Annotated in this window: 24 protein-coding genes and 1 tRNA gene; 4 read left to right on the top strand and 21 right to left on the bottom strand. The window is 54.9% G+C overall.

Features of this window, described 5'->3' with window-relative positions; all coding sequences use genetic code 11:
- Positions 1 to 57 precede the first annotated feature (57 nt).
- The 6 genes from ACEW72_RS07355 to ACEW72_RS07330 all read right to left on the bottom strand — a co-directional run bounded on the left by ACEW72_RS07355 (position 58) and on the right by ACEW72_RS07330 (position 5,743).
- Positions 58 to 133, bottom strand: a tRNA-Lys gene (locus ACEW72_RS07355).
- Positions 134 to 222: 89 nt separating this feature from the next.
- Positions 223 to 1,335 (bottom strand): rod shape-determining protein RodA, encoded by a 1,113-nt coding sequence (gene rodA / locus ACEW72_RS07350; protein WP_373475732.1) that lies wholly within the window; start codon positions 1,333 to 1,335, stop codon positions 223 to 225.
- A complete protein-coding gene (mrdA, locus tag ACEW72_RS07345; RefSeq protein WP_373475731.1) occupies positions 1,332 to 3,239 on the bottom strand; it encodes a penicillin-binding protein 2 in 1,908 nt (635 codons plus the stop codon). The genes rodA and mrdA overlap by 4 nt, the downstream gene beginning before the upstream one ends.
- Complete coding sequence (gene mreD / locus ACEW72_RS07340; RefSeq protein ID WP_373475730.1) at positions 3,236 to 3,790, bottom strand: rod shape-determining protein MreD; 555 nt, start codon at positions 3,788 to 3,790, stop codon at positions 3,236 to 3,238. The genes mrdA and mreD overlap by 4 nt, the downstream gene beginning before the upstream one ends.
- Complete coding sequence (gene mreC / locus ACEW72_RS07335; protein WP_373475729.1) at positions 3,787 to 4,689, bottom strand: rod shape-determining protein MreC; 903 nt, start codon at positions 4,687 to 4,689, stop codon at positions 3,787 to 3,789. Before mreC ends, mreD begins: the two co-directional genes overlap by 4 nt.
- Before the next feature lie 13 nt (positions 4,690 to 4,702).
- A complete protein-coding gene (locus ACEW72_RS07330) occupies positions 4,703 to 5,743 on the bottom strand; it encodes a rod shape-determining protein (protein ID WP_373475728.1) in 1,041 nt (346 codons plus the stop codon).
- A gap of 161 nt (positions 5,744 to 5,904) precedes the next feature.
- Between ACEW72_RS07330 and mutL the strand changes: the two genes are divergently transcribed.
- Complete coding sequence (gene mutL / locus ACEW72_RS07325) at positions 5,905 to 7,719, top strand: DNA mismatch repair endonuclease MutL (RefSeq protein WP_373475727.1); 1,815 nt, start codon at positions 5,905 to 5,907, stop codon at positions 7,717 to 7,719.
- A 17-nt stretch (positions 7,720 to 7,736) separates the two neighbouring features.
- On the opposite strand, the gene ACEW72_RS07320 is transcribed toward mutL, so the two are convergent.
- From ACEW72_RS07320 to ychF, 3 genes are all read right to left on the bottom strand, one after another.
- A complete protein-coding gene (locus tag ACEW72_RS07320) occupies positions 7,737 to 9,068 on the bottom strand; it encodes a hypothetical protein (protein WP_373475726.1) in 1,332 nt (443 codons plus the stop codon).
- A gap of 45 nt (positions 9,069 to 9,113) precedes the next feature.
- Entirely contained in the window at positions 9,114 to 9,431 is a 318-nt protein-coding gene (locus ACEW72_RS07315; RefSeq protein WP_373475725.1) for a hypothetical protein, read from the bottom strand.
- A gap of 133 nt (positions 9,432 to 9,564) precedes the next feature.
- Positions 9,565 to 10,665 carry a redox-regulated ATPase YchF gene (gene ychF / locus ACEW72_RS07310; protein ID WP_373475724.1) on the bottom strand — a complete coding sequence of 367 codons (1,101 nt, stop codon included), beginning with the start codon at positions 10,663 to 10,665 and terminating at the stop codon, positions 9,565 to 9,567.
- 67 nt (positions 10,666 to 10,732) lie between these two features.
- On the opposite strand from ychF, the gene ACEW72_RS07305 reads away from it, so the two are divergent.
- Positions 10,733 to 10,996 (top strand): hypothetical protein, encoded by a 264-nt coding sequence (locus ACEW72_RS07305; RefSeq protein ID WP_373475723.1) that lies wholly within the window; start codon positions 10,733 to 10,735, stop codon positions 10,994 to 10,996.
- Between the two features lie 2 nt (positions 10,997 to 10,998).
- Here ACEW72_RS07305 and ACEW72_RS07300 read toward each other — a convergent pair whose 3' ends face one another.
- The 8 genes from ACEW72_RS07300 to ACEW72_RS07265 form a co-directional block, all read right to left on the bottom strand.
- Positions 10,999 to 11,994, bottom strand: a complete 996-nt coding sequence (locus tag ACEW72_RS07300) for an SDR family oxidoreductase (RefSeq protein ID WP_373475722.1) — start codon at positions 11,992 to 11,994, stop codon at positions 10,999 to 11,001.
- A 51-nt stretch (positions 11,995 to 12,045) separates the two neighbouring features.
- A complete protein-coding gene (locus ACEW72_RS07295; RefSeq protein ID WP_373475721.1) occupies positions 12,046 to 12,543 on the bottom strand; it encodes a topology modulation protein in 498 nt (165 codons plus the stop codon).
- A 4-nt stretch (positions 12,544 to 12,547) separates the two neighbouring features.
- Complete coding sequence (gene pth, locus ACEW72_RS07290) at positions 12,548 to 13,117, bottom strand: aminoacyl-tRNA hydrolase (protein WP_373475720.1); 570 nt, start codon at positions 13,115 to 13,117, stop codon at positions 12,548 to 12,550.
- A gap of 109 nt (positions 13,118 to 13,226) precedes the next feature.
- Complete coding sequence (locus ACEW72_RS07285; protein ID WP_373475719.1) at positions 13,227 to 13,844, bottom strand: 50S ribosomal protein L25/general stress protein Ctc; 618 nt, start codon at positions 13,842 to 13,844, stop codon at positions 13,227 to 13,229.
- Between the two features lie 111 nt (positions 13,845 to 13,955).
- A complete protein-coding gene (locus ACEW72_RS07280) occupies positions 13,956 to 14,732 on the bottom strand; it encodes a sulfite exporter TauE/SafE family protein (RefSeq protein WP_373475718.1) in 777 nt (258 codons plus the stop codon).
- A 33-nt stretch (positions 14,733 to 14,765) separates the two neighbouring features.
- Positions 14,766 to 17,207 (bottom strand): TonB-dependent receptor, encoded by a 2,442-nt coding sequence (locus tag ACEW72_RS07275; protein WP_373475717.1) that lies wholly within the window; start codon positions 17,205 to 17,207, stop codon positions 14,766 to 14,768.
- A gap of 72 nt (positions 17,208 to 17,279) precedes the next feature.
- Positions 17,280 to 17,456, bottom strand: a complete 177-nt coding sequence (locus tag ACEW72_RS07270; RefSeq protein ID WP_373475716.1) for a YezD family protein — start codon at positions 17,454 to 17,456, stop codon at positions 17,280 to 17,282.
- A 148-nt stretch (positions 17,457 to 17,604) separates the two neighbouring features.
- The gene (locus ACEW72_RS07265) at positions 17,605 to 18,042 is read right to left on the bottom strand and encodes an Rrf2 family transcriptional regulator (RefSeq protein WP_373475715.1); all 438 of its coding nucleotides are present in this window, start codon (positions 18,040 to 18,042) and stop codon (positions 17,605 to 17,607) included.
- A gap of 191 nt (positions 18,043 to 18,233) precedes the next feature.
- Here ACEW72_RS07265 and ACEW72_RS07260 point away from each other — a divergent pair, with 191 nt between their 5' ends.
- Both ACEW72_RS07260 and ACEW72_RS07255 read left to right on the top strand, forming a co-directional pair.
- The gene (locus ACEW72_RS07260) at positions 18,234 to 21,191 is read left to right on the top strand and encodes a TonB-dependent receptor domain-containing protein (RefSeq protein ID WP_373475714.1); all 2,958 of its coding nucleotides are present in this window, start codon (positions 18,234 to 18,236) and stop codon (positions 21,189 to 21,191) included.
- A 23-nt stretch (positions 21,192 to 21,214) separates the two neighbouring features.
- Positions 21,215 to 22,264: an LD-carboxypeptidase gene (locus ACEW72_RS07255; protein WP_373475713.1), complete on the top strand. Its 1,050-nt coding sequence runs from the start codon at positions 21,215 to 21,217 to the stop codon at positions 22,262 to 22,264.
- Here ACEW72_RS07255 and ACEW72_RS07250 read toward each other — a convergent pair.
- The 4 genes from ACEW72_RS07250 to ACEW72_RS07235 are packed head-to-tail and all read right to left on the bottom strand — an operon-like array spanning position 22,261 to position 24,963.
- Positions 22,261 to 23,064, bottom strand: coding sequence for a lysostaphin resistance A-like protein (locus ACEW72_RS07250; RefSeq protein ID WP_373475712.1), 804 nt, complete (start codon positions 23,062 to 23,064; stop codon positions 22,261 to 22,263). The two genes, ACEW72_RS07255 and ACEW72_RS07250, sit on opposite strands and share 4 nt — an antisense overlap.
- 33 nt (positions 23,065 to 23,097) lie before the next feature.
- Positions 23,098 to 24,042: a TraB/GumN family protein gene (locus ACEW72_RS07245; protein WP_373475711.1), complete on the bottom strand. Its 945-nt coding sequence runs from the start codon at positions 24,040 to 24,042 to the stop codon at positions 23,098 to 23,100.
- A gap of 53 nt (positions 24,043 to 24,095) precedes the next feature.
- The gene (locus tag ACEW72_RS07240) at positions 24,096 to 24,782 is read right to left on the bottom strand and encodes a hypothetical protein (RefSeq protein ID WP_373475710.1); all 687 of its coding nucleotides are present in this window, start codon (positions 24,780 to 24,782) and stop codon (positions 24,096 to 24,098) included.
- Positions 24,745 to 24,963: a helix-turn-helix transcriptional regulator gene (locus tag ACEW72_RS07235; RefSeq protein WP_373475709.1), complete on the bottom strand. Its 219-nt coding sequence runs from the start codon at positions 24,961 to 24,963 to the stop codon at positions 24,745 to 24,747. The genes ACEW72_RS07240 and ACEW72_RS07235 overlap by 38 nt, the downstream gene beginning before the upstream one ends.
- Positions 24,964 to 25,055: the final 92 nt, after the last annotated feature.

Below are 25,055 nucleotides of genomic sequence, written 5' to 3'. Positions count from 1 at the left end.
TCAGATTTTTAGATGGGCCATTTATTCTTTTAAAAACAGCATCATAAATGACTTGAATGGTAGACGCTGAGGGGTTCGAACCCACGACCCGCTGATTAAGAGTCAGCTGCTCTACCAACTGAGCTAAGCGTCCCCATATCGATGCGGCCATATTGCCGGGCACCGTTTGGAGCGCCGCCTTTGATGGGATTCGGGGCAGATGTCAAGCTTTGGTAAGTTGTTTCAGGTAAATTGACCGCGCTTTGCACCCGGGTGGCGTTCAATGGACATGATGATGCCGACGCAGATCATCATGGTCAGCATCGACGATCCGCCATGGCTGACAAAGGGGAGGGGAATACCAGCAACCGGAGCAAGGCCGACGACCATCAGCAAGTTGATCATGATGTAAAAAAAGATTGTGCAGGTTAGCCCGGCGGCGACCAGTTGGCCGTAGCGGGTCTTGCTTTCCATTGCGACATTCAGGCCCCATCGCATCAGCAAAAAATAGAGCCCCAATATGAAAAAGCCGCCCAGAATGCCCCATTCCTCGGCCATTGTCGCAAAGACGAAATCGGTGTGGCCTTCGGGCAAATAGTCGAGATGGCTTTGCGTGCCATTGCCGAAACCTTTGCCAAAAATGCCACCTGAACCGATGGCGATTTTCGATTGTGTGATGTGATATCCGGCACCCAACGGGTCGTTTTCAGGATTCAGGAAAATAAGAACGCGGTCTTGCTGGTAAGGCTTCATCCCGAAAAAATAGACCAATGGCGCCATGACGGCCAGTGCACCGCCCGCGCTGATAAAGTAAATCAAGGGCAATCCGGCCAGAAACGCGACTACGCCCAACCCGAATGCGTAAGCAATGGCCGCGTCGAAATCGGGTTGAATAACGACCAGAGCGCTGGGCAGGACGAGCAATGCGACAACGGGCCAAATGGCATCGATGCCGCGGATACGGTTGGGAGGAAGCCGGTCAAAAAACCATGCTGCGGCAAGCACCATGACCGGTTTCATCAGTTCGGACGGCTGTAACGTGATAACGCCAAGGTTGATCCATCGCTGACTGCCACCGCCGACAAAGCCCATCAATTCGACTACAACCAGAAGGACGATTAAAACAAGATAGAGCGGAAATGTAATGGATTTCCAGAACTCCATCTTCAACCGCGACATGATGATTGCCATCGCCAGCAAGACGAGAAACCGGGCGACATGCTTTCCGGCCCACGGCTCCAGATGACCGCCTGCGGCTGAATATAGGACGGTTGCGCCAAAGCCGACCAATGCCATCAATATGAAAATGACGCGCCAGGGCAAGCTTGCAATGGGAGCAGGAACGATACCGTTCATGTCGTCGGGTCGATGGGCGGCGGGGCGGCGGGCTGACCCTGGAACGACGCGTATTTTGATGCCATTCGCTGTTCGATATTGCCGCCCCAGCCTGCTTCGAGCGCTTCCAGCGATTGCATGGCCTGCGCCGGATCATAAATGAACGTCAGGACATCCTTGGCGATCGGGGCTGCGGCCCTTGCCCCGCCCAGACCATGTTCGATGACCACGGCAGCGCCATAACGCGGATTATCAACGGGAGCGAAGCATACAAAAAGACCGTGGTCCCGATATTTCCATGCGCCCGATTGGCCGCGCTGCGATCCTTCGATCCGCCGGACTTGCGCCGTCCCGGTTTTGCCTGCCATCATGATATTGTCGAGAGGTAATCTGCTGCGGACTGCCGTGCCCGCACCATTGACCACCAGGTCCATTCCCTTGCGCACGATATCAAGATGTTCGGTCGGGAACGACAGTGGCACAGGCGCGGCCCGGTTGGCTTTGATGATTTCCGGATGGATATTGAGTCCGGATGCGATGCGGGCCGACATCAGGCCCAGTTGAAACGGGCTCGCGATAATGTACCCTTGGCCGATCACGGCATTCAGAGTGTCGGATTCGGTCCAATCCTGACCAAGTTTGCGCAACTTCCATTCGCTGTCCGGTACAGTTCCATAGCGTTGCGATGGGAAAGGAAGTTCGAATTCCTGACCCAATCCAAGCTCACGGGCAATCGGCGCGATCTTGTCATATCCGATGCGTCTGGCCATCGAATAGAAATAGGTGTTGCAGCTTTTCATAATCGCGCTGGTCATATTCATCGGGCCATGCCGCCCCAGACATTTGAAAACGCGATTACCCAGCCTGTATCCGCCGCCACAAAAAACCGTCTCATCGGGATCGACCCCATGTTTCAACAAGGCAAGCGCCGCCATCGGTTTCAGGGTGGAGCCCGGCGGATAAAGCCCCTGCAATGCCTTGTTGAGCGTCGGAATATGGTCGTCCGAATTCAGCATTTTCCATTCAATGCGGCCGATGCCGTCGGAAAAGCTGTTTGGATCGTAACAGGGCATCGATGCCATGGTCAGGATGTCGCCAGTGAGGCAATCGAACACAACGACTGACCCGGACTCCAACCCTAAACGCCGCGCCGCGTAATTGTGCAAATCTATGTCGATGGTGAGTTGGACCGGCTTGCCGGGAATATCGGGCCGTGTGGTAAGCTCCCGGACTATCTTGCCGCGTGCGGTTACCTCGGATCGTTTCGCACCGGGTTCGCCCTGCAGTTTTGCTTCAAGTGTCTTTTCCAGACCGTCCTTGCCGACCTTGAAACCGGGGGTGATGAGCAACGGGTTTTTATTCTTCTCATATTCTTCTGCCGACACGGTTCCGACATAGCCGACCAAATGGCCGACGGCGGCACCGCTCGGATAAAATCGCGAATAGCCCTGTCTTGGGCTCACGCCGGGGAGGTCAGGTAAGCGGACGCTGACTGCGGCAAAGCGTTCATAATCCAAACCGTCGGCAACTTGCACCGGTTGAAACCCTTGCGCTTGCTTTATCTCGCGATTGATGCGGTCGATATCGTCGCCGGAAAGCGAAAGAAGATTGGCTAGCGTAGCAATGGTCTCGTCTTTGCGAACCAGACGATCGGGTATGATGTCGACACGAAAATCGGCGCGATTGGTTGCAATCGGCTTTCCATAGCGGTCAATAAACCAGCCCCTGCGCGGTGGTATTATGGTCAGGTTTACGCGGTTGCTTTCGGCAAGGAGTTTGTATTTTTCATTATCGGCCACCGCAATGTAGGACATGCGTGCCGCTACCGTCGCGCCAATGGCGGCCTGAACGCCGCCCACAAAAATCGCCCTGCGCGAAAATGTGAAATCCAGCTGTCCTGATGTAATCTGTTTTTCGACTTTCATGTCGCCAACCGCCAGCTATCCAACCGTGCACATATTCGCACGACGAGCGGATATAGCAATATCGACAGGACGATTTGCGGCAATAAAACCACAGGATCCGCCGCAGCATGTGCCATCCCTGCTATCCAAAGGCCACCCAAAAGGATCGCGATTATCAGCAGCGATGCAATCAACCAGTCCTGAATATGATCGCGCCAGATTGCCCGTGAATCGATAATTTCGATGGTCAACATGGCGATTGACCATAACAATCCTGCACAGCCGAATGGCTGCCCGCTGAAAAAATCGTCGACCAGACCGAACGGAACCCCCGACCAGACGGGCAATAATCCCGGACGCATCAACCGCCATGCGAGCAACATCAAAAAGCCGAAAGGGGGAAGTAACGGTTGCTGGATCAAAAACGGCAAAGTCGTCACCATAGACGCGATGACCACCGAGGATATCGGAATCGCCAGCATTTTCAGGGTCGATTGCTCGCGGTCAAAGCGGCTTTCATATTCCCGGCCAGGCCGAAGCGGTAAACGGATCGCGGTAACGGGGTTTTTCACTCCGCTATCGCTTTGGTTTGACCATCGGGTGCGATGGCCTGCTGAGCGGCTTGCGCTTCACCCTGATAGGCTTTCATTACGATTGCATAAGGCGAATTTGCCGGATCTGCCAATGGCCGGGCCAATGCCCCGTCATTTGTTTTGCGAATGACCCGGGCGAAAGGAATGTTGGGTTGATAAAGCCCGCCATTGCCCGATGTAACGATAATATCGCCGACTTTGAACGGGCTTTCTCCCAGGTTCAGCGGCTTGATGACGACAAACCCGTTGCCCAATCCTGTCGAGAATGCGGGTAATCCGTCGCTGACACGCATGACCGGAACGAGGTTTTCCGCATCAGTAACAAGCAGGATGCGCGCCGTTGTCGGCCCCGTTTCAATGACGCGCCCAATCAATCCTGCGGGACCACGAACAGGTTGTGCCCGTTCCACACCATCACTGGAGCCAATCGACAAGGTTGCCACACGGCGCGCGCTGGATGCGGTTGAACTGATAAGCCGCCCAACGGCGACCTGCTCATTCGTTTCATCTTTCAGTTTCAGTAAGCCCCGCAACCGGGCATTTTCGACACGCAACGCTTTTGCTTCAATAAGCTTGGAGCGATTGGCTTTCACTTCTTTTGTGAGCGCGGCATTTTTCGACGCCGCATCGAAATAGGCTGACATATTTTCACCTGCATCCAAAGTTGTCCTGCGGATGCTGTTGAAAAAACGTGCGGCGGGTGCGGTGATTTCCGCTCCTAATGTGCGTAAAGCGGCAAAACCTGTCGGGTCTGCGACAGATATTACCAGAAGCAAGGCGGCCACCGCCGTTCCTGCAATCGCGATGACATAAGTCGCGAACAGGCCATATTGCGCTTTCCGGGAAAATCCGGGGCGCCGATGGGGTGGCGGCGCCATGCTGAAATCCTAATTAGGCTGTCAGCAAGACGCCACGGAAGATGGGGTCTTCCATCGCCCTGCCGGTGCCGATGGCAACGCACGTGAGCGGGTCTTCTGCTACAGTTACTGGCAAGCCGGTCTCGTCACGCAAATATTCGTCGAGACCGTGCATCAAGGCGCCACCACCTGTCAGGACGATGCCCTGATCGACAATGTCGGCAGCCAGCTCGGGGGCAGTGTTTTCGAGCGCAATGCGAACACCTTCAAGGATGGTGCCGATGGGTTCGGACAGTGCTTCGGCGATCTGGCCCTGATTGATCGAGATTTCCTTGGGCACGCCATTGACCAAATCCCGGCCCTTGATGTGCAGCGTCTGGCCAATGCCATCTGCAGGTGGGCGCGCCGTACCGAAATCTTTCTTGATCCGTTCAGCAGTCGCTTCACCGATCAGAAGATTATGGTGCCGGCGAACATAAGAGACAATTGATTCGTCCATCTTGTCACCCCCTGTGCGAACCGAGGTGGTGTAAGCAAGGCCGCGAAGCGAAAGAACAGCAACTTCGGTTGTACCACCGCCGATATCGACAACCATGGAGCCGATAGGTTCAGTCACTGGCATATCAGCACCAATTGCGGCCGCCATCGGTTCTTCAATCAGAAACACTTCCGATGCCCCAGCGTTCGAAGCCGCATCGCGAATGGCGCGTCGCTCGACCGATGTGGACCCCGACGGAACGCAGATAACGATTTCGGGGTAGCTGAACATCCGGCGCTTTCCATGCACCTTGTGGATGAAATGCTTTATCATTTGTTCTGCAACGTCAATGTCGGCAATAACGCCATCGCGCAACGGGCGAATGGCTTCGATACTGTCGGGGGTCTTGCCCATCATCAGCTTGGCATCGTCACCGACGGCTTTCACGCGCTTGATGCCGTTGATGGTTTCGATGGCCACCACAGAAGGTTCATTCAAAACAATGCCCTGACCACGCACATAAACAACGGTATTCGCTGTGCCTAGATCGATTGCCATGTCTTGTGATGCGAAACGGAAAAACTTGCCAAAAACCATTTAATATCCACCCAATCCAAATCTGGTGAGAATCCTTTGAGCGCGCCCAAAATGTTCGCGCGGTCCTAGCGGAATTTGCTGTTTGAAAAAACAGGTATTTGGCTGGAATGCGAACGATTAAGGAGTCGCCTGCACGGGTCGCTTGGGCTAGGAATGCGAACATGTCAATAAGAAGACTTCCCGAAAACCTGGTCAACCGTATCGCAGCCGGTGAAGTGGTCGAAAGACCAGCCAGTGCGTTAAAGGAACTGGTTGAAAATGCCATAGATTCCGGAGCGCGAAATATCGCAGTGCGCCTCGCTTCGGGTGGCATTGATCTGATCGAGGTTACCGACGATGGCTGCGGCATGTCGCCTGATGATATGGCATTGGCGCTGGAACGTCACGCGACGTCCAAATTGCCTGGTGAAGATATTGATCTGGTTGCCACACTTGGTTTTCGCGGCGAGGCATTGCCTTCGATTGCGAGCGTTTCGACTTTGGCTATGGAAAGCAGAGTAGGTGCCCGGGAAGGATGGCGACGCGTTGTCGATCACGGTGTATTAACCCACGAAGGTCCTGCCGCCCTGCCACCGGGAACCCGCGTGCGGGTCGAAAATCTGTTTGGCAAGGTACCCGCTCGCCGCAAATTCCTGCGTAGTCCGCGCGCGGAATATGCAGCTGCGCTTGATACGATAAAACGGCTGGCCATGGCCCGTCCCGATATCGGGTTTGCAGTCGAGCATGATGGCCGTCGCGTTCTTACCGTGCAACCCGATATGGAGCGCCCCGAACGGGTGGCAGCGTTGACCAACGCTGAGCTGATTGACAATAGCGTGGGCCTCGACTTTGAACGCGAAGGCGTGCGTTTGGGCGGAATTGCCAGCTTGCCGACGTACAACCGCGGCATTGCCGATCATCAATTTCTGTTCGTGAACGGGCGACCTGTAAAGGACAAGCTTCTGATCGGGGCAGTACGCGGCGCTTATGCTGAAATGCTGGCGAGGGACCGCCATGCCGTGGTGGCGCTGTTTCTCGACCTTCCGTTCACCGAGGTTGATGTCAACGTTCACCCTGCCAAAACCGAAGTTCGCTTTCGTGAGCCTGCGCTTATACGTGGCATGATTGTATCCGGCCTGCGCCACGCACTGGACCAGTCGGGCTTTCGCGCTGTGCAACGCCCATCCGCCGATGCGCTTTCTGCGTGGCAACAAGAACCGGTGCGGACGGCGCAGGGCGATATTTTCGCCGCACCACGCACATTTTATCAGGGCAATTACGCCCCCGCCTTTTCGTCTCTGGCCGAAAAGCGGACCAGTTTTGCGGATATGGGACGCATCGAGGGTGAGGACCTTGCGCCTCTCATGGGCCGCGCTGCCGAAGCGACCGAGCCAGTCCCGGAAAGCCGCAGCCATCCGCTCGGCGTTGCGCGCGGGCAGGTAGCCAACACCTATATTGTGGCCGAAGCAGAAGATGGTCTGGTCATTGTGGACCAACACGCCGCGCATGAAAGACTCGTGCTCGAACGGATGCGCTGGGCAATGGAGCAGGCAAGTGGTGCAATTCCATCGCAGGCGTTGCTGCTGCCGCAAGTGGTCGAATTGGACGAACCCGCCTGCGACCGGCTGGAGGCGCGATTGGAAGAGCTGTCTGCCTTTGGCCTTGAGCTGGAACGCTTCGGCCCCGCCGCGATGCTGGTCCGTGCCACGCCGGCGATGCTGGGCGGAGGGGACGTGAAAGCATTGGTGGAGGATCTCGCTGATGACCTTGCCGCCTATGACGAGGCGCTGTCGCTTAAAGAACGTATCGACCATGTCGCCGCGACCATGGCCTGCCACGGGTCAGTGCGGGCCGGAAGGGTGCTGTCGGTTCCTGAAATGAATGCGCTGCTCCGCGAAATGGAAGTGACGCCTCATTCGGGCCAGTGCAATCATGGACGGCCAACTTGGGTTAAGCTGGCGCTCGGCGATGTTGAAAAGCTGTTCGGCCGGAAGTGACCGAACAGCGTTTGTTTTCAATGTCCTAGTGAGAATTTCGCGAACAGCGTAAAGCCCATCGGGTTTTTGCCATAAGCCGCGTCCAGCGCATCGGGTTTGGCAAAGGCCGAAACCGTGCCCCCCAGCGCGAGGTTTAGTGGACCGGTCAAGGGCAGGCGATAGGCATAGCCTGCCTGAAACTTGCTCACACGGAACGGGACTTCGTGCAAGGGGCTGAGGTCGTCCGGAAACAGTTCGTCATTCTTCACATTTTCGAAACGGCCAAAGACGCTGTGATGGTCATCAATGTCCCAATTGGCCTCCACCAGATAGGCAGTCAGTGTGGGCCCTGGATCACGGTTCTTGGCCGAGAAAGCGGCAGTCGCAGTCAGGCCATTGCCATTAGCATAATGCGCGCTTGCGGTGGTGCGATGTTCGTTTTCGTCGGGGTGGATGGTGAATTCCGGCTGTTTCAGAAATCCGTGGCTGACTTGCATTGCCCATTGGGGTGACGGATTGAACGTCGCCCGCACTGACCAACTGTCGAAGCGGGGCTTTTCTATGTTCCAACGGTCTTCGTCCGGTTCGCGTCCAGTGAAAATTGACCCTTCCAGCTGGAAGCGCCGTGTGGAAATGCCCGCCGTTGCGACGCCATAAGTGATATGGGTGCTGTCGAACCAGTGGTGGGTGATCGGGGCTTCCGGGTTCAGCTTTGCCGAGCCGCGGTGCATGAACGCAGACGGTCCAAGCGCGGGTTCACCGACCGGACCGCCGTAAAGGAAGAGGCTGCTCCCATCCGCAATGTCGATATCGACCCGCGCGGCGAGTTCCATGAACAGGTCGTGGGGATGCTGACGGTCGACCAAAGGTTCGCCGCCTGCGGTCTCGCCGGTGGCAAAAAGGTTGGGATAGCCGCGATTGGACATCAAAGGTTCAAGGCTCAGCATGGATTTGAACTGGAATCGCCCGCCGTCGAACTGGCGCTCGGCTGTCAACATGGCCATCGACTGGACATAAGTTTTGTCATCGCCGCGCGGTCCAGATTGATTGGTGTATACGCCCCACGCATAACCGTGCGCCATCACCATCCAGTCGTCAGCGACCGGAAGGTGAAGACCGTGCATGCCGCCTTCGTTACCGGGAAGGCGGGCCGTGCCGGAGCCTTCTGCGGGTTTGTCGACAGTTTCGGCTGGCATCGAGGTCATGTCGTGCCCCTTTTGCGAATGGTCCATCTTAGAATGGTCAACCGGCTTGGGCGCAGGTTCTGCTTGATGCTGCGAATGATCCATCTGACTGTGATCTTGCGCAAGGGCAGGGGCGGAGAACATGGCAAGCGCGCTTACGCTCACCAATAAAATTGGCATTTTCATGAAATTATTCCTGTAGATTGAATGACGATATCGGTCGTTCAGATCTCAGTTTCGCGGGGGAGGTATCGTGGGTCCCGCGACTGTACCGGATAGCTCACGATAGAGCGCGCTTTGGATAACGAAAGGCAATGCCACGGTTTGGACGACATCAAAAATCGGCGAAACGGGCGCAATGCAGCCGATACAGCCATGAAGACGTATGCTTTTGCTATGCTCCTCAGCGTTATCTTTTTCATTTTCCACTGGCATGCCATGGCAATCTGACGCCACAGTCTCCGACGCTACCGCTGGTGCAACCGGCACCGCAAGCGCTGGCAAAGCAAGTGCAAACAGGAAAACGGCTAGTAAAAGGTTGCGGAGCATAAGCGTGGATTAGTCCATTTTACCCAATTCGTCATGCTGAACTTGTTTCAGCATCTTATTTTCTAGGCCGGTCGGAAATTAAGACCCTGAAACAAGTTCAGGGTGACGGTACCGGACCAAACTACCAGAGTGCTCAAACATTGAACCGGAACAGCATGATATCGCCGTCTTTGACCAGATATTCCTTGCCTTCCGAGCGCCACTTGCCCGCTTCCTTGGCTCCGGCTTCACCGTTGTACTGAACGTAATCCTCGTACGCCATGGTCTCGGCGCGGATGAAGCCTTTTTCGAAATCGCTGTGGATGGCGCCGGCTGCGTTCGGCGCGGTATCGCCTTTGTGGACGGTCCATGCGCGCGCTTCTTTCGGACCGACGGTGAAGAAGGTGATGAGGTGAAGCAGTTCATATCCAGCGCGGATAACACGGGCAAGGCCGGTTTCGGTTAGTCCCAAGTCTTCTAAAAACACTTCGCGGTCTTCCGCAGGCATGGTCGAGATTTCGGCCTCGATGGCGGCGGAGACGACAACGGCTTCGGCGCCCTCGGCTTTAGCTTTTTCAAACACCTTGGCCGACAGCGCATTGCCGTTGGCGGCGCTGGCTTCTTCGACGTTGCAGACATAAAGCACCGGCTTTGCGGTCAGCAATTGCGCCATTTGGAACAGCCGTTCCTCGTCGGCATCGTCGCGTTTTGTGAGTCTCGCTGGCTTGCCTTCTCGCAGCAGGTCGAGCGCACGGCTTAGAACGACGCCGCTGGCTTTGGCTTCTTTATCGCCTTGCGTGCCTTTTTTGATGAGGTTCGGAACCCGCTTTTCGAGCGATTCAAGGTCCGACAGCATCAATTCGGTCTCCACCGTTTCGGCGTCCGAAATCGGGTCGATCTTGTTGTCGACATGTTGGATGTCATCATCTTCGAAACAGCGCAGCACATGGACGATGGCATCGACTTCGCGGATGTTGCCTAGAAACTGGTTGCCTAGTCCTTCGCCCTTGGACGCACCGCGCACAAGGCCCGCAATGTCGACAAAGCCAAGTTGCGTTTCGATAATCTTTTGGCTGCCGCCAATTTTGGCAATGCTGTCCAAGCGCGGGTCGGGCACGGCGACATTGCCGATATTCGGTTCGATGGTGCAGAATGGATAATTCGCAGCCTGCGCGGCTGCCGTCTCGGTCAGCGCGTTGAACAGGGTGGACTTGCCCACATTGGGGAGCCCGACAATACCGCATTTGAAACCCATGATGACCTACTCTTGACTCGAACTGGAGGAGCGCCTTTAGCGCCAGAATTCAAAAAAGGGGAGCAAAATGGAACAGCTTTGGTCAGGCCTTGGTATCTTTCTCGATTTTGCGACGATTATCGCATCAGCTTTGGCAGCTTGGTTCTGGTATCTTGCGAGTATCCAGACGGTGCACAGAGTCCATGCATCAGAGACGTTCGACTATCATGACCTTAACCGCGTCATTGTTGCGATCAACCGGAATGCTATCCGCAACCGGCGCGCGGCCTTGGCAAGCGCGGTCGCAGCGGCGTTGTTGGCGATCGATGTTGGTTTCGCCAGTATTATGTAGCACTAGTCCTGCACGGCCTTGACCCATGGCCCGAACGGTGAATTACCCAGCATCGCGACCTGCGTTTCCGCTGAGACCTTGTTGATTGCCTCCTGAGGCTTGGGTCCTGGATGAACCGCCTTGCGCAACGGACGGGTTCCGGCTGGCATGGCGATGATTTCTCCGATGGCGCGGGGCACATCCATGGGGTCAGCGCTGCGTCCGGATCCATCCTCTACGCCCATGCGTGATACGAGCGCGGGATAGGCAGTCGCCTGATCTTCGGTCAGCCGGCCTTTCAGTTCTTTGGCCAGGACGTTGCGATTGACCCAAACCTTTGTCGGATAACCGCCCGGCTGGATCACGCAGACTTCGACATTGTGCGGCACCAGTTCGTAAGCCATCGCTTCGCTCATCGCTTCCAGCGCAAATTTGGTTGGTGAATAATGCCCGGCGGAAGGCACAATGACCCGTCCCAGTTGCGACGAGATATTGAAGATCAATCCCCGTTTGGCCTTGCGCATACCCGGTAGAACGGCGCGTGCCATGCGATGCGGACCATAGACATTGGTATCGAAGATGAGCTTCGTCGCTTCCATATCCTGAAGCTCGATCGGACCCGCATAGCCGACGCCCGCGTTGTTGATGAGCACATCAAGCGCACCGCCAGCAAGGCGTTCGGCCTCGGCAACTCCCTTTGCGACCTGTTCATCGGAAGTAACATCAATCTCGATTACGGTGATGTCGAGTTTCTCTTTTGCTGCCGCCGCTTTCAGCGTGTCAGCCTCGGCCCGCGGAAGATTGCGCATCGATGCAATCACTTTCGCACCGGCGCGCGCATAATGGAGCGCGCCGTCATAGCCAAAGCCGGACGAACTGCCCGTAATCAGAATGGATTTCCCTTTAAGGCTTAAAGTTGCGTTCTGTGCGCTTGATGATGCGCTGATGGTGGTTGCAGCAGTAACGGCCACGACGCCGCCAAGCAATGTTCTGCGATCAATATCGGACGGGATAGGCATTGGGGGGATCCTCTCAGTTAACGACTGCTTCCACCATAATATAATCGATGCTTAAAGCGAGTCCATCCAGCGTTCGAGTTCTTGCGGATTGTGCAGGCGGATAATTTTCGCCTCATGACCTTTTAGCTGCATTTCCGTCCGGATGCGGGGGCCGCTGTTCCAGCGCATCAGATAGAACAGAAATGCCAGATCGAACCGTTCGGGGCAACCTTCCGTCATGTCAGGGCGGCTTTGCCCGCGATATTTCCAGATTCGTCGCAACAGGCGCATGACACACAGGCTGATCGGGTAGTCGAGATATACAATATTATCGGCATGCTCGAGCCGTACCGCCAACGTACCACCGTAATTGCCGTCGATCAGCCATCGGTCGGTGGTCACAATGTCAGCGAGCTTAGCGCGGATTTCATCATTGCTGCTCTCGATCCAGCCCGGGCGCCAGTTAAGCTGGTCCATGTGGAAAACCGGTAAGGACAGCTTTTTGCCGAGCACCGCGGAGAGTGTAGATTTGCCCGCGCCGCATGGGCCGATGACAAGCACACGCTGCATGACGTTAATCCGCCAGCCGCATCGCCACATCATTCATGAAACGGACGTCATCGCCCTTTGCCAACCAATCGGCTTCTGCGGCGAGCGCACCCAGCAAATCTGCCAGATCGTCGATTTCGCTCTTGTGGAAATTGCCGAGCACATAGCCGGTCACGCGGTCTTTATGTCCCGGATGGCCAATGCCTAGCCGCACACGGCGGAAGTCTGCGCCGATATGGTCGATGGTGGACCTTATGCCATTATGGCCCGCGGCGCCGCCTCCCATCTTTACCTTCACTTTGAATGGTGCAAGGTCGAGCTCGTCGTATAAGACAGTGACGTCCTTCGGCTCAAGCTTGTAGAAATCCATCGCGGCGCGAACGCTGCGTCCGCTTTCGTTCATGAAGGTTGCCGGCTTCAGCAGAATGATTTTTTCTGATCCGAGCCGTAGTTCCTGAACCCAACCCTGAAATTTTTTCGCCGGAAGTGGAAGTTCATGGATTTCGGCCAGCGCATCAATCGCCATGAAGCCGATATTATGCCGGTGCATTGCATAGGTAGCACCAGGATTTCCGAGGCCTACCCATAACTGCATGCTATTTCCAACTCCTCTTGGAGGAGAAGGTCAGGGAGCGGGGAGTCCTAAAACTCACTCCGCTCCCCCTCTCCTTGATCCTCTCTCTTATAAAAGAGAGGGGCTATATTTAAGCTTCCGCTTCGCCTTCGACAGTGGTGTCACCTTCGGTCGACTTGAGCGCCGATGGTGCAACGATCGTCGCGATGGTGAAATCGCGGTCCGTAATCTTGCTTTCCGAACCGGCGGGCAATTTTACGTTGCTGATGTGAATAGAATCGCCAACGTCGAATCCGGTGACATCGATCTGGATGTCGTCGGGAATCTTGTCGTTGTCGCAAATCAGTTCGAGTTCGTGACGAACAACGTTCAGAACGCCGCCACGCTTCAGACCGGGCGAAGCATCTTCGTTCACGAAAATCACAGGAACTTCGACGTCGACCTTGGCACCCTTTACGATGCGCAGGAAATCGACATGGGTAGGGCGATCTGAAACCGGGTGAAAAGCAACATCCTTAGGGATGGTAATCTGCTTCTTACCGCCAAGTTCGATCTCGACAACGCTGTTCGAAAAGTGACCGGTCATCAACAGTTTGACGAGCGCCTTTTCCTCGACGTGAATGAGTTCGGGTTCTTGTTTGTTGCCGTATATAACGGCGGGTATCCGGTTTTGACGACGCAAATCGCGGGAGGCTCCCTTGCCAGCCCGTTCGCGCGTCTCGGCCGACAGTGTCAGCTGATCGCTCATGTTAATTCTCCAATAAAGTTACACTTACCGTCACGCCTCCAGGGATGACCACGAACGGCAAGCGCGCGCCTATATGCCGGCTTTACGCCAAATGCAAGCTTTGTCCTCGGTTCAGGTCAGGGCCTTATAAAGGCTGAACAGGCTGGTTGCGGTTAACACCGTCCCTACCATGAGCATAAGCGTTTTCGGCTGGATGCGCTTGGCGATCACGGCGCCAAATGGCGCAGCGATAAGGCCGCCGATCAGCAGGCCGCCTGTTACGAGCGTGAATGCCTCAAGGCCGATTGTCAGGATGAATGTAATCGAGATACTGGTGGTCAGGAAAAACTCGGCCGTGTTGACAGTACCAACGGTTTTGCGTGGATCCGTTCCCTGTATCAGAAGGTTCGAGGTGACGACCGGTCCCCATCCACCGCCGCCTGAAGCGTCGAGGAAACCGCCAATCAAGCCTAAAGGCGTTGCAACCTTGGCTTCCTTTGGCTTTGGTGCCGTCGGATAAGTCAGCGCCTTATAGAGCAGGTAAAAGCCGATACATGTAAGGTAAAGCATAACAATCGGCCGCGTTACCGACGCGTCAATATTGGAAAGAAGGTAGGCACCGGCACATCCACCTATCACGCCGGGAATTGCAAGCCGTGCAAAGAGCGACCAGTCGACGTTCTTGTGAAGAACGTGGCTAATTCCGGAGGCGCCCGTCGTGAACACCTCCACAAGGTGCACGCCGGCCGACGCGCGCGCCGGAGGAACGCCCATAACACTGACCAGAAGAGTGCTACAGATCACGCCGAAAGCCATGCCTAAAGCACCATCGACCAACTGTGCTGCAAAGCCGATGGCAATATAAGGCGTCACAGCCGACCAGTCGACGTTGGCGAGAAATTCTAACATTTAGGCGTCCTTTCGCTCGGTTTTGTGCGATTATCAGAAGGTTATTGCAAAAGTAATTCCATAAGTGCGGGGATCGCCGGGCTGTCCCACTATCAAACCTGTATTACCAGATGGAATTGCGAGTTGCTCGAAATAGTCGACATCAAAGACATTTCGGACATAGCCAAAGAGATTAATTCCACCTTCGGTGCGAAAGCCGACACGGTAGTTGGTCAACGCATAGCCGTCGATATTCGTGTAAATTGACGGGCTTGGGTTAGACGAAAAGCCGGTACGATAGTTGCCATCAATGCCGACATAGAGCTGACCCTCGCGTCCAAAAATCGACGTTTGGGTATTGACCTCTCCTCCGAAAGAGAGCGCCCATTTTGAAACCCCTGGCAACCGTTTGCCCGAAATATCACAATTTGCCGGGCTGTTTCCGGGAACGCCAGGTGCTGAAATGGGGGTACCAGAACCTCCACCCGACAATTCGGGTGGGCAGGGGGCATCTGTAAAGCTGCGATATTTTGCGTCTACATAAGTGCCATTTAGATAAACATTGAAACGATCGCTGGGACGAAGCGAAAAATCAGCTTCGAGACCTTGGGTGCGAACCTTATCGGCATTTGCAAGGTACCCGCGCAGGACACCGAGCTGCCCGTTGGTTACCAGTGCCTGATAATTGGAAATATCGGTTCGGAACGCTGAAAGGTTCAACGTCGCGGTTCGATTAAAAAACTGCGCTTTGATGCCCGCTTCGATATGATTGACGGACTCAGGCTTTACCGTTCCAGCGGCCAAAATCGGATTTCCGGCAGCGTCATTTGGCACTCCGTTCAGATTAACGCCACCAGACTTGAAAGTCTTTGAATAGGTCGCGAAAGCGAGAATGTCGGCGGTGACTTCGTAACTTAGTGTCAGGTCATAGCTAAAGTTCCAGTCGCTGAACTTCGGTTCAAACCGCTGAGGAGCAAGAACGCCACGCTGGGCCGCGATCCTTGGATCGGTGCTGGCGAAGGTCACGAGCTGTCCTGCGCCGTTGGTTACAATAGAATCGTACAAGCCTTCTTTCTTGTCATAGTTGATACGAAAGCCCGGTTGCACTGTCAGCCCGTCGAGTGGTTTCCAGCTAAACTGCCCGAACAGAGCTGCGCTGGTATTGTAGAGCCGAATGTCATTTCGTGCCGTTAGTCCGTTCAAAACAGTTGGATCGTTAGCAAGGGTCCCGGTAAGCAACCAACGGCTCGCCGCCGGTCCCTGCTCCTGTATCCCTTGCGTGCGTACTTTCTGATGGTAGGCAAATGCACCGATCAGAAAGTCAAAACGGTCGCCTGTCTGGGCATAGCGTATCTCTTGGGTGTATTGCTCCTGCTGAGAAGGATTATTAGACTTCGTCGTGATGGGAAGGCCGGTGAAGTCACGATCATTTGCAGGAACCCAATCCCAATAACGCCATGCGGTAATTGAAGTCAGCGTTCCGGGGCCGGTATCCCATTTGATCTTGAGCGCTGCGCCGCCAATTTCGTTGCGCGCATTCAAATCAGCATCAACATCAGTCACCCTGTCAAAGGGGTTTGTGCTAACGACCTGATAATTTTGCGCTGCAGCCAAAGCAACATATTGACGCGAAAGTGCACGCTGGGTTGTGCCTGTTCCAACATAAATCTGGGCGCAGCATTCGGGGTTCTGGACACTGAAATCGCCGGAAAACGTTACGTCGATGTTGTCATTGGGCCGCCATAATAGCTGTCCGCGGATGCCGATATTATCCTGTTCGTTGATCCAGTTGCCAGTTGCGACATTGAATATAGTGCCACGACGTCCGGTTCCCGATACCGCCAAGCGTGCGGCAATTGTGTCAGACAATGGACCGGAAATTGCGGCCTTGGCCTGCTTGAAATTGAGGCTGCCGATGCTGACTTCGGCCCTGCCTTCGAGCTCGAATGTTGGCTGGCGAGTGGAAATGTTGATTGCGCCTGCCGTCGTGTTCTTGCCGTACAAAGTCCCTTGCGGGCCGCGCAATACTTCAATCTGGGCAACATCGAGGAAGTCGAACGTGGCGGAAGCGACGCGTGAATAATAGACGTCATCGACATAGATGCCGACGCCTTGCTCGATGCCGTCATTTGTTAATCCGAATGGAACCCCTATTCCCCGGATGTTGACGGATGTGTTGCGCGGGTTGGAGGAGTAGAATTGCAGCGTTGGAGTAAGTTGCTGCAAACGCCCCACGTTAAAGCTCCCCGTATTGTCGATCTGGTCACCGCCGACGACCGATACGGCAATGGGAATGTCCTGCGCGGTTTCATTGCGGCGACGAGCGCTCACAATGATTTCTTCGGGCGCATCAGTGTCACCGGTTCCAGCCGATGACCGTGTTTCCTGCTCCAGAGCGGCATTCACCGTATCGACAGTCGTGTCGGCGAATGCGGGACTTGTGAGCGATAAAATTGTTATGAGGGCCAATGATGGGCCAGCAGGTCGAAATTGCATATGTTTCACTTTCGAAAAAACAGATGCATCCGGTGGGCCGGTCTGCCTCTAAAATTTGGGAGGAGGAATGGTTTAATTGCCGAAGCGCGTGCGCTCCGTCACATCAACCTGCACAAGCTTACCTTCATGCACGGTCAACTGGATTGCGCCGAAGCGCAGCTTTGCGAGTGCATCGAGCACAGCGCGAACGGGTTCGGAAAATGCCGAGCTATTCGACTCTCCCGACCGATTGTTAACATCATCTGTCATAAGCACCCCTTGCAGGATGGGCGGTTGCTTTGCCCGTATCCTGAGTGCGCCTTTAATCTCAACTAAATTGATTGACAATATGATTCGGTAAAAGATTTCGCTTTTAGCGGCGAACGGTTCTGTCTGTGCGTTATTGGGACAGTGGTTGTTATTCAGCCGCCTGCAAATAAGCGTCCGCCTCAACATTGTCCGAAAGGTTAATTGAATCGAGAAGATTGGCGGTCTTGTCACGCACTTGCAGCATTAACGCCCGCGTTCTGCAATTTTCTTCTTCAACGCAGTTCTGGCATCTTTCGTGGGCATAGCGGCTGGCGCAAGGCACAAGCGCGAGCGAACCACGCATGATCCGTATCAAATCGCCATAGCTGATATCAATCGGCGGCACACCCAACCAGTAACCGCCGTCTTTGCCACGCTGGGAAGCCACCAGACCTGATCGGGCCAATTCGGATAAAATGACCGTCAGAAATTTGGGAGGTATCTTTTGCGCTTCGGCAATATCGGCCAACTGGACGGGTCCTTTGCCGTAATGATCGGCAAGGTGTTGCATGGCGCGTATGGCATAACGTGTTTTTTGCGACAGCATGTTGTACCTTTGCCCGCACTTCATCCATTTTTCAACCCCGCAAGTAGACAAATGGCAAAGTCTGGTAACGACCGCATATAATTGAATCATTTAATCGTAACATAGTTGCAATGCGAAGTTTGCCGGAATAGCCTGTTCGAGAACAAGACTCAGGGGCATAAGTCTGGGTTGCTTTCTAAAAGGGGGAAATCATGAAGTTCACGAAAACAGCTACGCTATTGGTTGCGACCTGTCTGACAGTACCTGCAATCGCGCAAGAAACACCGGCACCTGCAGCCGCGGAAACGACAGTCGATGAAGGTACGGCGATTATTGTAACCGGTTCGCGCATCAAGCGTGATCCGAACGACAGCGCGTTGCCGCTGCAGGTCATCAGTACCGAAGAGTTATCGCGTGAAGGCATAAACAGCCCAGAGCAGCTCATTTCCTATTTGTCTTCAAACGGGAATGGTGCCGACAATCTTGCTTCCAACGCTGACGTCACCAGTGGCGCACAGCGCGGTACCAATGGCCTGTCCGCCGCAAATCTGCGCGGGCAGGGGTCTGCTTCTACGCTCGTGCTTCTTAACGGACGGCGTGTCGCTGCCCACGGCTTGACAGGTTCAGCCGTTGACGTGAACCAGATACCCATCGCTGCGCTTGAGCGTGTCGAAGTTTTGAAGGATGGTGCCTCGGCTATATATGGTACCGACGCCATCGGTGGTGTTATCAACTTCATCACCAAGACAAACTTCCAGGGCCTTACGCTCAATGCCTTCACCGATGTGACCGAAGCGGGAGGGGGGAACATTTACCGTCTGTCGGCAACAGGTGGCTATGGTGACCTTGACGAGCAGGGTTTCAACATCATGGGTGCGATCAGCCGTAGCGTGAACAATGTGCTCAACGGATCGGACCGGTCTTTCGTAAATGGCAACCAGCCTAATCGCGGCCTTTCGATCGATACGCGCGGGACGCCGATTGCGACGGCTTTTCCAACAGGTGCGAATGCCCTGTTCGCGCCGACGGGTTCGTTATTGAGTGGGGTCACCCTGCTGGAAACGGGAGCAACGGTGCCTGCGACAGGTGGTATCAACATTCTTGACCTGCCCGGTGGCGCTGGCTGTTCTTCTGTCGATGGCGGGCTGGCGTATGACGAACAGTTGTGGGCCATTGCTTCGGCACGCTTCGCCTGTGCCTGGGATACGGGCCGTGCAGCGGTGATCCAGCAGCCTTTGAATACGCTAACTTATTATGGCCGTGCGACAGTAAAAGCGGGCGACCACCAGTTCTTTGCCGAAGTTACCGGCTCGGACGCCGACTCCGCAAAGCGGTTTTCGAACAATCAGTATTCGGGGAACGCCACGACATTACCGCTTTATTATCCTCTGAATCCAACAACGGCTACTACCTATAATGATGTCTACAACCGCCTTGTCGCCGTATTTCCGCAGATAGCGGTCAATTACGGCAAACCCATCTCCTATCGCTGGCGCTGCATTGCGTGCGGAACGCGCGAATATGAAACCAACACCAAAACACTGCGTGCCGCGCTCGGTGCCGAAGGTCCATTGTTCGAAGGATGGGACTATCGCGCTGGCGCATCCTACGCCCGCAGTGAATCTTCATCGGTTCTGGGTGACGGCTATCATTATCGCGGAACATTCTCATCTGCGGCCGCAGCAACCGCATCGGGCGTACCAGGTGCGGTGTCTGGTGCCATCGACCCCCGCGCACCCACAGCTCCAGGTGCGACACGCCCTGGCATTGTCGGGTTATTGAACAGCGGCATTCTCAATCCGTTTTCCGTCACCCAATCCGCTGCTGCGCTTGCAGGTCTCAACGCGATCTCAGCAAAAGGTGTGACGCTTTACGGAGGCAAATATGAGGTGAAGCAGTTGGACGGCTCCATCTCCGGTTCCCTTTTCGATCTTCCGGGTGGCGCGGTCCAGGTTGCGCTGGGCGTCGATTATCGACGGGAAACCTACAGCTTCAATGGCTCGCCTGCTGCGGTTACCGGGACACCTGATATCTTCAACGTTGCATTCGATAACATCAACGCGCTGACGCCGAAAAATCGCGATGTGAAAGCGGCGTATGCCGAAGTCCTGATCCCGATTTTTGACATGCTGGAAGTCACGGGTGCCGTTCGTCTCGACGATTATACCGGGTTTGGATCCACCATTAACCCGAAGGTTTCGGCAAAATTCCGTCCCTTCGACTGGATGATGTTCCGGGGATCATATAACACGGGTTTCCGCGTTCCTGCGTTCAACCAGATTTTCAACGGCGTGACGCAGTCGCCAAACCCAGGGAATACTCTGGTTGACCCGACAACTTGCGCAACTGGAACAGTCAGCCTTTTGCCGGGATGTACGGCAATCACGCCTGACACGCTTTCCGGAGGAAATCTGAATCTCGGACCGGAAACGTCGGAGCAGTATAGCGTCGGTCTGGTTCTGCAGCCGTCCAGCCGTTTCAGTGCGTCGGTCGATTTTTGGTCAATTGCCGTCGATGATACAATCGGAGCGCTGACGTTGCGCCAGCTGCTCGATAACATCGCGTTCTTCCCTGACCGGGTTCAGCGCACCAACGGGATCATTACCCTGATCGACTTGCGCGCAGACAATATCGGATCACGCCGTACTGAAGGACTTGAAGTGTCCTTGCGTGGCGGTGCGGATCTGGCGGGCGGGATAATCACCGCCGGGATGGACGGAACCTATCTGCTGAAAAAGAGAGAGAAGTTCCTGCCATCCGCACCATTTGGGCCTAGCCTACTTGGCGTATTCACATTCGCAGGCGACCTTGGCCTGAAATGGAAGCATAATGCGTTCATCACCTACACAAAGGATGATCTCACATTCAGCTTCTCGCAGATTTATCGTGACGGCTATAAAAATCAGGCTTTGCCCGGTATTGCGAACGGGACGGTAACACGCCCCGATTTCAACCCGCGCGTGAAGCCGTACATTACCTATAACACCGCGATAAGCCTTGATATTCAGGAGCAGTTCCGACTGACCTTCGGCATCAAGAATGTGTTCGACAAGGATCCACCCTTTGCGATCACCTATGATAGTAATACAGGCGCTGGGAGTAGCTGGGAACCGCGGGTCGCAGATCCACGTGGACGTTCGTACACACTGGCTGTTGAAACCAAGTTCTGAACCGAACGCCGCCGGAGAATAAGATGAAAGCATCACGGCGACAGATTATGGCGGGGCTGGCAGCGATGCTGTCGGCTCCTCCGGTTCTGGCAACACAGGCAGGATCGCGTTCGCCACAGCCTCACAGGAAACCGGCACGGCTGAAGGCAGGGGATACCGTAGGGCTTATCGAACCTGCTTCGGCCAGCGATGAGCCTTTTCAGATACAGTTGGTCGAAGAGGCAATTGTCGCGATGGGGCTCAAGCCAAAACGCGCACCGCATATCCTTGACAGGTACGGTTATCTGGCCGGTCGGGACAAGGATCGTGCGGCGGACATCAATGCGATGTTTGCCGACAAGGAAGTAAAGGCGATCTTCGCGGTCCGTGGCGGATGGGGCAGCGCCCGTCTTCTGCCCTTTCTCGACTGGGAAGTAATCCGTGCCAATCCCAAACTGCTAACCGGATTTAGCGACATCACCGCCTTGCACATGGCGATTGCAGCAAAGGCCGGCTTTACGACCTTGCACGGTCCTAACGCCGGTAGCGCCTGGGGCAAGTCATCGTGGGAGGCTTTCTATCCCATTGCCTTTGAAGGCGCGACGCCGACTATGGTCAATCCCGAAGGCGGGGAGGACCGGCTGGCGCAACGGCGCTGGCGGACGCAGACCATCATGCCTGGTAAGGCAAAAGGGAAGTTGCTTGGCGGGAATCTGACAGTTCTGTCCGCGCTTGCTGGCAGCAGCTATTTGCCGGATTTCAACGGCGCGATCCTGTTCCTCGAAGATGTAGACGAGGCCGAATATCGTATCGACCGGATGCTGACACAGCTTGGACTCGCGGGTGTCTTGAAAAATCTCGCGGGTGTGGTGTTTGGACAATGCACCAGTTGCACCGGCAGCAGCAGCGGGGTCTATGGCGGATTTACCTTGAACGATGTGCTGCGCCAGCATTTGGGCGGGTTAGGTGTTCCGGTCTATTCAGGTGCATGGTTCGGTCATATCACTGACCAGTTTACGCTGGCGCAAGGTGTGATGACCGAAATCGATGCCGATGCAGGGACTTTGCGGATGCTGGAACCTGCGGTTTCTTAAACTACGGCCTGCGTAAGAAGAAGCGCGGCTGTGTTATTGAGAATGTGCAAAAGAATATTGGCACGCAGCGACCCTGTGCGGTGGTAAAGATATCCAAAAGCTATGCTAAGCGACATCAAGCCCGGGATGGCATAAGGTTGTAAATGCACCAGCGCGAAAGCGAATGAAGACAGCAGGATAGCCGCCCAGATCGGCACAAAGCGGGCGAACGCATTTTGTAGAAAACCCCGAAACAGCAATTCTTCGACCAACGGCGCTGCAATGGCAAAGGCGAAAAATCCTGCAATGATGTTGACCGGCGTGCGCGGAATGCTGGCCAACATCTTGGCCATTTCTTCCTGCATACCGATGCCGGGAATGACATAATGGGCGTACAAAAAGTTGAACAGCATTGCGCCGACAACCAGAAAGAACGCGAGGCCGAACGTCCGTGCCAGCGGCATCGTGCCAAACGTGTCGAGGCCAATTTTTTTGAAGCGGCTGTCTTTGCGAAGGTACAGGAACATGAGCAAAAGCTGTATGATTGCCGATGAAACTATGCCCCACAGTACCGCTAGACCCCTGTTCGCCCCTGAATCGGCGATCTGTGTTCCTTCAGTGACTGCGCCAAGGGCAATAAAGACGGTGGTGCATACGAGTTGCAGAACGAAATACAGGATAATCCAGCCAATGGTTGGCAAAATACCGGGAAAAATGCTTGGCTTTTGGGCAAGTGAAGGATCGGAAATATCCTGCTTGTCGTCGTGCGATTTGTGTTCGGAAACTTCCATCATTCCCCCAAAATAGATAAAGGCCCGCATCAAGCGAGCCTTTATCCCGTGGCAGATCAGCGTTTAATATGCCACTCTTTCTGCGGTCAATCCATAAGCGGGGAGCAGGGATTGAACGCTGGTCGGGCCGGCCAGATGCCCGGTTCCCACCGCCATGAAGGTAACGCCCGGCTTGTCCATTTCGGCCTTGATCCATTTGGCCCAATTGGCGTTTCTTCGGGTCAACAATGCGTCATATATGACGCGGCTGGTGAGCCCTTCATTCATCAATACCGCCAGGCCATCGGGGTCCGGTGCACCCCATAGTTCGATCATGCGGCCCATCATCTGGTCGGTATTTTCAATGGTTTTGGCTGAGTTAATCAGAAAGCGAATCTGTTCTTCCTCGGGCATATTGTCGAATACACCTAACTGGAACTCCATTGTCTCAACGCCGCCCACGGGCTTTTTGGCGTTATTCGCAGCGGCGGTGAGTTGTTTTTCAACGCCGCTATTCACGTCGTAACCAAGTTTCTGGATTGCCAAGACCGACATTGTCACTGCAGCTGCCCAAGGATCGAGCGGGTCGAGTGCCTGGGCGGGTAAGCCGATTTTTGTGATAGCCGCTTCATAGATGGCGCGGTCTGTTTCGGTCATTTTAGACCGCAGCGTCTTTCCGCTCTGGTCGATGGCAAGCTTGCCAAAAAGCGCCTGTGCTTCAGCCGCCGGTGGCTCCACCATTTCGAGCACTAGCCTGTCCGACTTGTCGAACGCGGCCTTAACCCCTTCGTCAAACCAGTTGAGGCCCGGTTTCAGAATGTGAACGGTGCCAAACAGATATATTGTAGTGTCCTCGTCTTTTACGACCCACAATGCCGGGTCGACATCTTTTGACGCCGGTGGTGCGGCTTTAACGGGGTCCAATGCCTCTACGGCGGCTGGTGCCTCGGTTGGTGCATCTTGCGCCATGGCTGCTGGAGCGAACAAAATCGCCGTGGATATTAAAAGGGTTTTCATAATCGATGACATGACTTTCTCCTCTGAAACGTACTTTGTGGGAATGAACAATAATTTTCGGAATGTCAGTGATATTTCTTCCAGAACCAAATGGCTGACCATAACATGGCAAACAGCAGGAAGATAACCGGCCCATCAGGTTCCGGCGCAAAGCCGCCACGCCATAATATCCACCAAGTCGGTGCCCCGATGAGGTAGGCATAAGCGGAATAATAACCGCCGTCGCGATAAGCGCTGGCTTCCTGTTCGTCGATCACCCGCTTGTGCCAGAACCAGGCGACTATAGGAATGATGACCGCCCAGAAGAACGCCAGCAAGATCGCGATCGCAGGCGCAATCGGACTGTCCGATAACACCGCCAGCGCGGAAGGTTCGGAACCGACGATCATGACATCGTAAAACGCCAGAAACATACCGATGACGCCACCGCTAATGCCGCAGCCCAACATGATGTTTCGATTGAGCTTTTCCCGGTTTGTAAGCGTGCCACCGCTTTGCCTGAACTTCTTGCCGTTGATCCAGACAAGATAAGCAAGGCCGGCGATCATCGCACAGAACACGGTTAATGCAACTACACCGGACACACCCAAAGGTCCGCCGCCTTGGGCGCTATGTTCAGCCAGATACCCTGCAATCGCGCCTGCAGTCATGACGATACCGAGTGCGGACAGGACTATCCACATCAGGGACCGGCCGCTGGATTGGGCCATGTCATCACTGTCCGTCATTTTTGCCTCCGATAGATCCATCATCGAAAATCTCCTCAATCGGCTGACCGAACAGCCGTGCTATTTTAAAAGCCAGCGGCAATGATGGGTCATATTTCCCCGTCTCGATTGCGTTCACTGCCTGTCGCGACACATCCAGATGTTCTCCCAGCTCGGCCTGGCTCCAGTTGCGCATCGCCCGCAAGACTTTAAGCTGATTCTTCATGTCAGGTGATGCTGTCGTTCTGTCATGCTTACCTTACTAAACCGATTCGCGACCAATGTCAATAACACCTTACATTATGCGATGTAGAGCTG

Source organism: Sphingorhabdus sp. (genome assembly GCF_041737645.1).
Taxonomy (GTDB): domain Bacteria; phylum Pseudomonadota; class Alphaproteobacteria; order Sphingomonadales; family Sphingomonadaceae; genus Sphingorhabdus_B.
The sequence above is the reverse complement of the archived record's forward strand: the minus strand, read 5'-3'. Positions and strand labels throughout refer to the sequence as shown.

Excerpts from the sequence above, each read along its gene's own strand:
- rodA (WP_373475732.1), bottom strand. The coding sequence starts at position 1,335 with ATGAACGGTATCGTTCCTGCTCCCATTGCAAGCTTGCCCTGGCGCGTC.
- mrdA (WP_373475731.1), bottom strand. The coding sequence starts at position 3,239 with ATGAAAGTCGAAAAACAGATTACATCAGGACAGCTGGATTTCACATTT.
- mreC (WP_373475729.1), bottom strand. The coding sequence starts at position 4,689 with ATGGCGCCGCCACCCCATCGGCGCCCCGGATTTTCCCGGAAAGCGCAA.
- ACEW72_RS07330 (WP_373475728.1), bottom strand. The coding sequence starts at position 5,743 with ATGGTTTTTGGCAAGTTTTTCCGTTTCGCATCACAAGACATGGCAATC.
- mutL (WP_373475727.1), top strand. The coding sequence starts at position 5,905 with ATGTCAATAAGAAGACTTCCCGAAAACCTGGTCAACCGTATCGCAGCC.
- ACEW72_RS07320 (WP_373475726.1), bottom strand. The coding sequence starts at position 9,068 with ATGAAAATGCCAATTTTATTGGTGAGCGTAAGCGCGCTTGCCATGTTC.
- ACEW72_RS07315 (WP_373475725.1), bottom strand. The coding sequence starts at position 9,431 with ATGCTCCGCAACCTTTTACTAGCCGTTTTCCTGTTTGCACTTGCTTTG.
- ychF (WP_373475724.1), bottom strand. The coding sequence starts at position 10,665 with ATGGGTTTCAAATGCGGTATTGTCGGGCTCCCCAATGTGGGCAAGTCC.
- ACEW72_RS07305 (WP_373475723.1), top strand. The coding sequence starts at position 10,733 with ATGGAACAGCTTTGGTCAGGCCTTGGTATCTTTCTCGATTTTGCGACG.
- ACEW72_RS07300 (WP_373475722.1), bottom strand. The coding sequence starts at position 11,994 with ATGCCTATCCCGTCCGATATTGATCGCAGAACATTGCTTGGCGGCGTC.
- ACEW72_RS07295 (WP_373475721.1), bottom strand. The coding sequence starts at position 12,543 with ATGCAGCGTGTGCTTGTCATCGGCCCATGCGGCGCGGGCAAATCTACA.
- pth (WP_373475720.1), bottom strand. The coding sequence starts at position 13,117 with ATGCAGTTATGGGTAGGCCTCGGAAATCCTGGTGCTACCTATGCAATG.
- ACEW72_RS07285 (WP_373475719.1), bottom strand. The coding sequence starts at position 13,844 with ATGAGCGATCAGCTGACACTGTCGGCCGAGACGCGCGAACGGGCTGGC.
- ACEW72_RS07280 (WP_373475718.1), bottom strand. The coding sequence starts at position 14,732 with ATGTTAGAATTTCTCGCCAACGTCGACTGGTCGGCTGTGACGCCTTAT.
- ACEW72_RS07275 (WP_373475717.1), bottom strand. The coding sequence starts at position 17,207 with ATGCAATTTCGACCTGCTGGCCCATCATTGGCCCTCATAACAATTTTA.
- ACEW72_RS07270 (WP_373475716.1), bottom strand. The coding sequence starts at position 17,456 with ATGACAGATGATGTTAACAATCGGTCGGGAGAGTCGAATAGCTCGGCA.
- ACEW72_RS07265 (WP_373475715.1), bottom strand. The coding sequence starts at position 18,042 with ATGCTGTCGCAAAAAACACGTTATGCCATACGCGCCATGCAACACCTT.
- ACEW72_RS07260 (WP_373475714.1), top strand. The coding sequence starts at position 18,234 with ATGAAGTTCACGAAAACAGCTACGCTATTGGTTGCGACCTGTCTGACA.
- ACEW72_RS07255 (WP_373475713.1), top strand. The coding sequence starts at position 21,215 with ATGAAAGCATCACGGCGACAGATTATGGCGGGGCTGGCAGCGATGCTG.
- ACEW72_RS07250 (WP_373475712.1), bottom strand. The coding sequence starts at position 23,064 with ATGCGGGCCTTTATCTATTTTGGGGGAATGATGGAAGTTTCCGAACAC.
- ACEW72_RS07245 (WP_373475711.1), bottom strand. The coding sequence starts at position 24,042 with ATGTCATCGATTATGAAAACCCTTTTAATATCCACGGCGATTTTGTTC.
- ACEW72_RS07240 (WP_373475710.1), bottom strand. The coding sequence starts at position 24,782 with ATGATGGATCTATCGGAGGCAAAAATGACGGACAGTGATGACATGGCC.
- ACEW72_RS07235 (WP_373475709.1), bottom strand. The coding sequence starts at position 24,963 with ATGAAGAATCAGCTTAAAGTCTTGCGGGCGATGCGCAACTGGAGCCAG.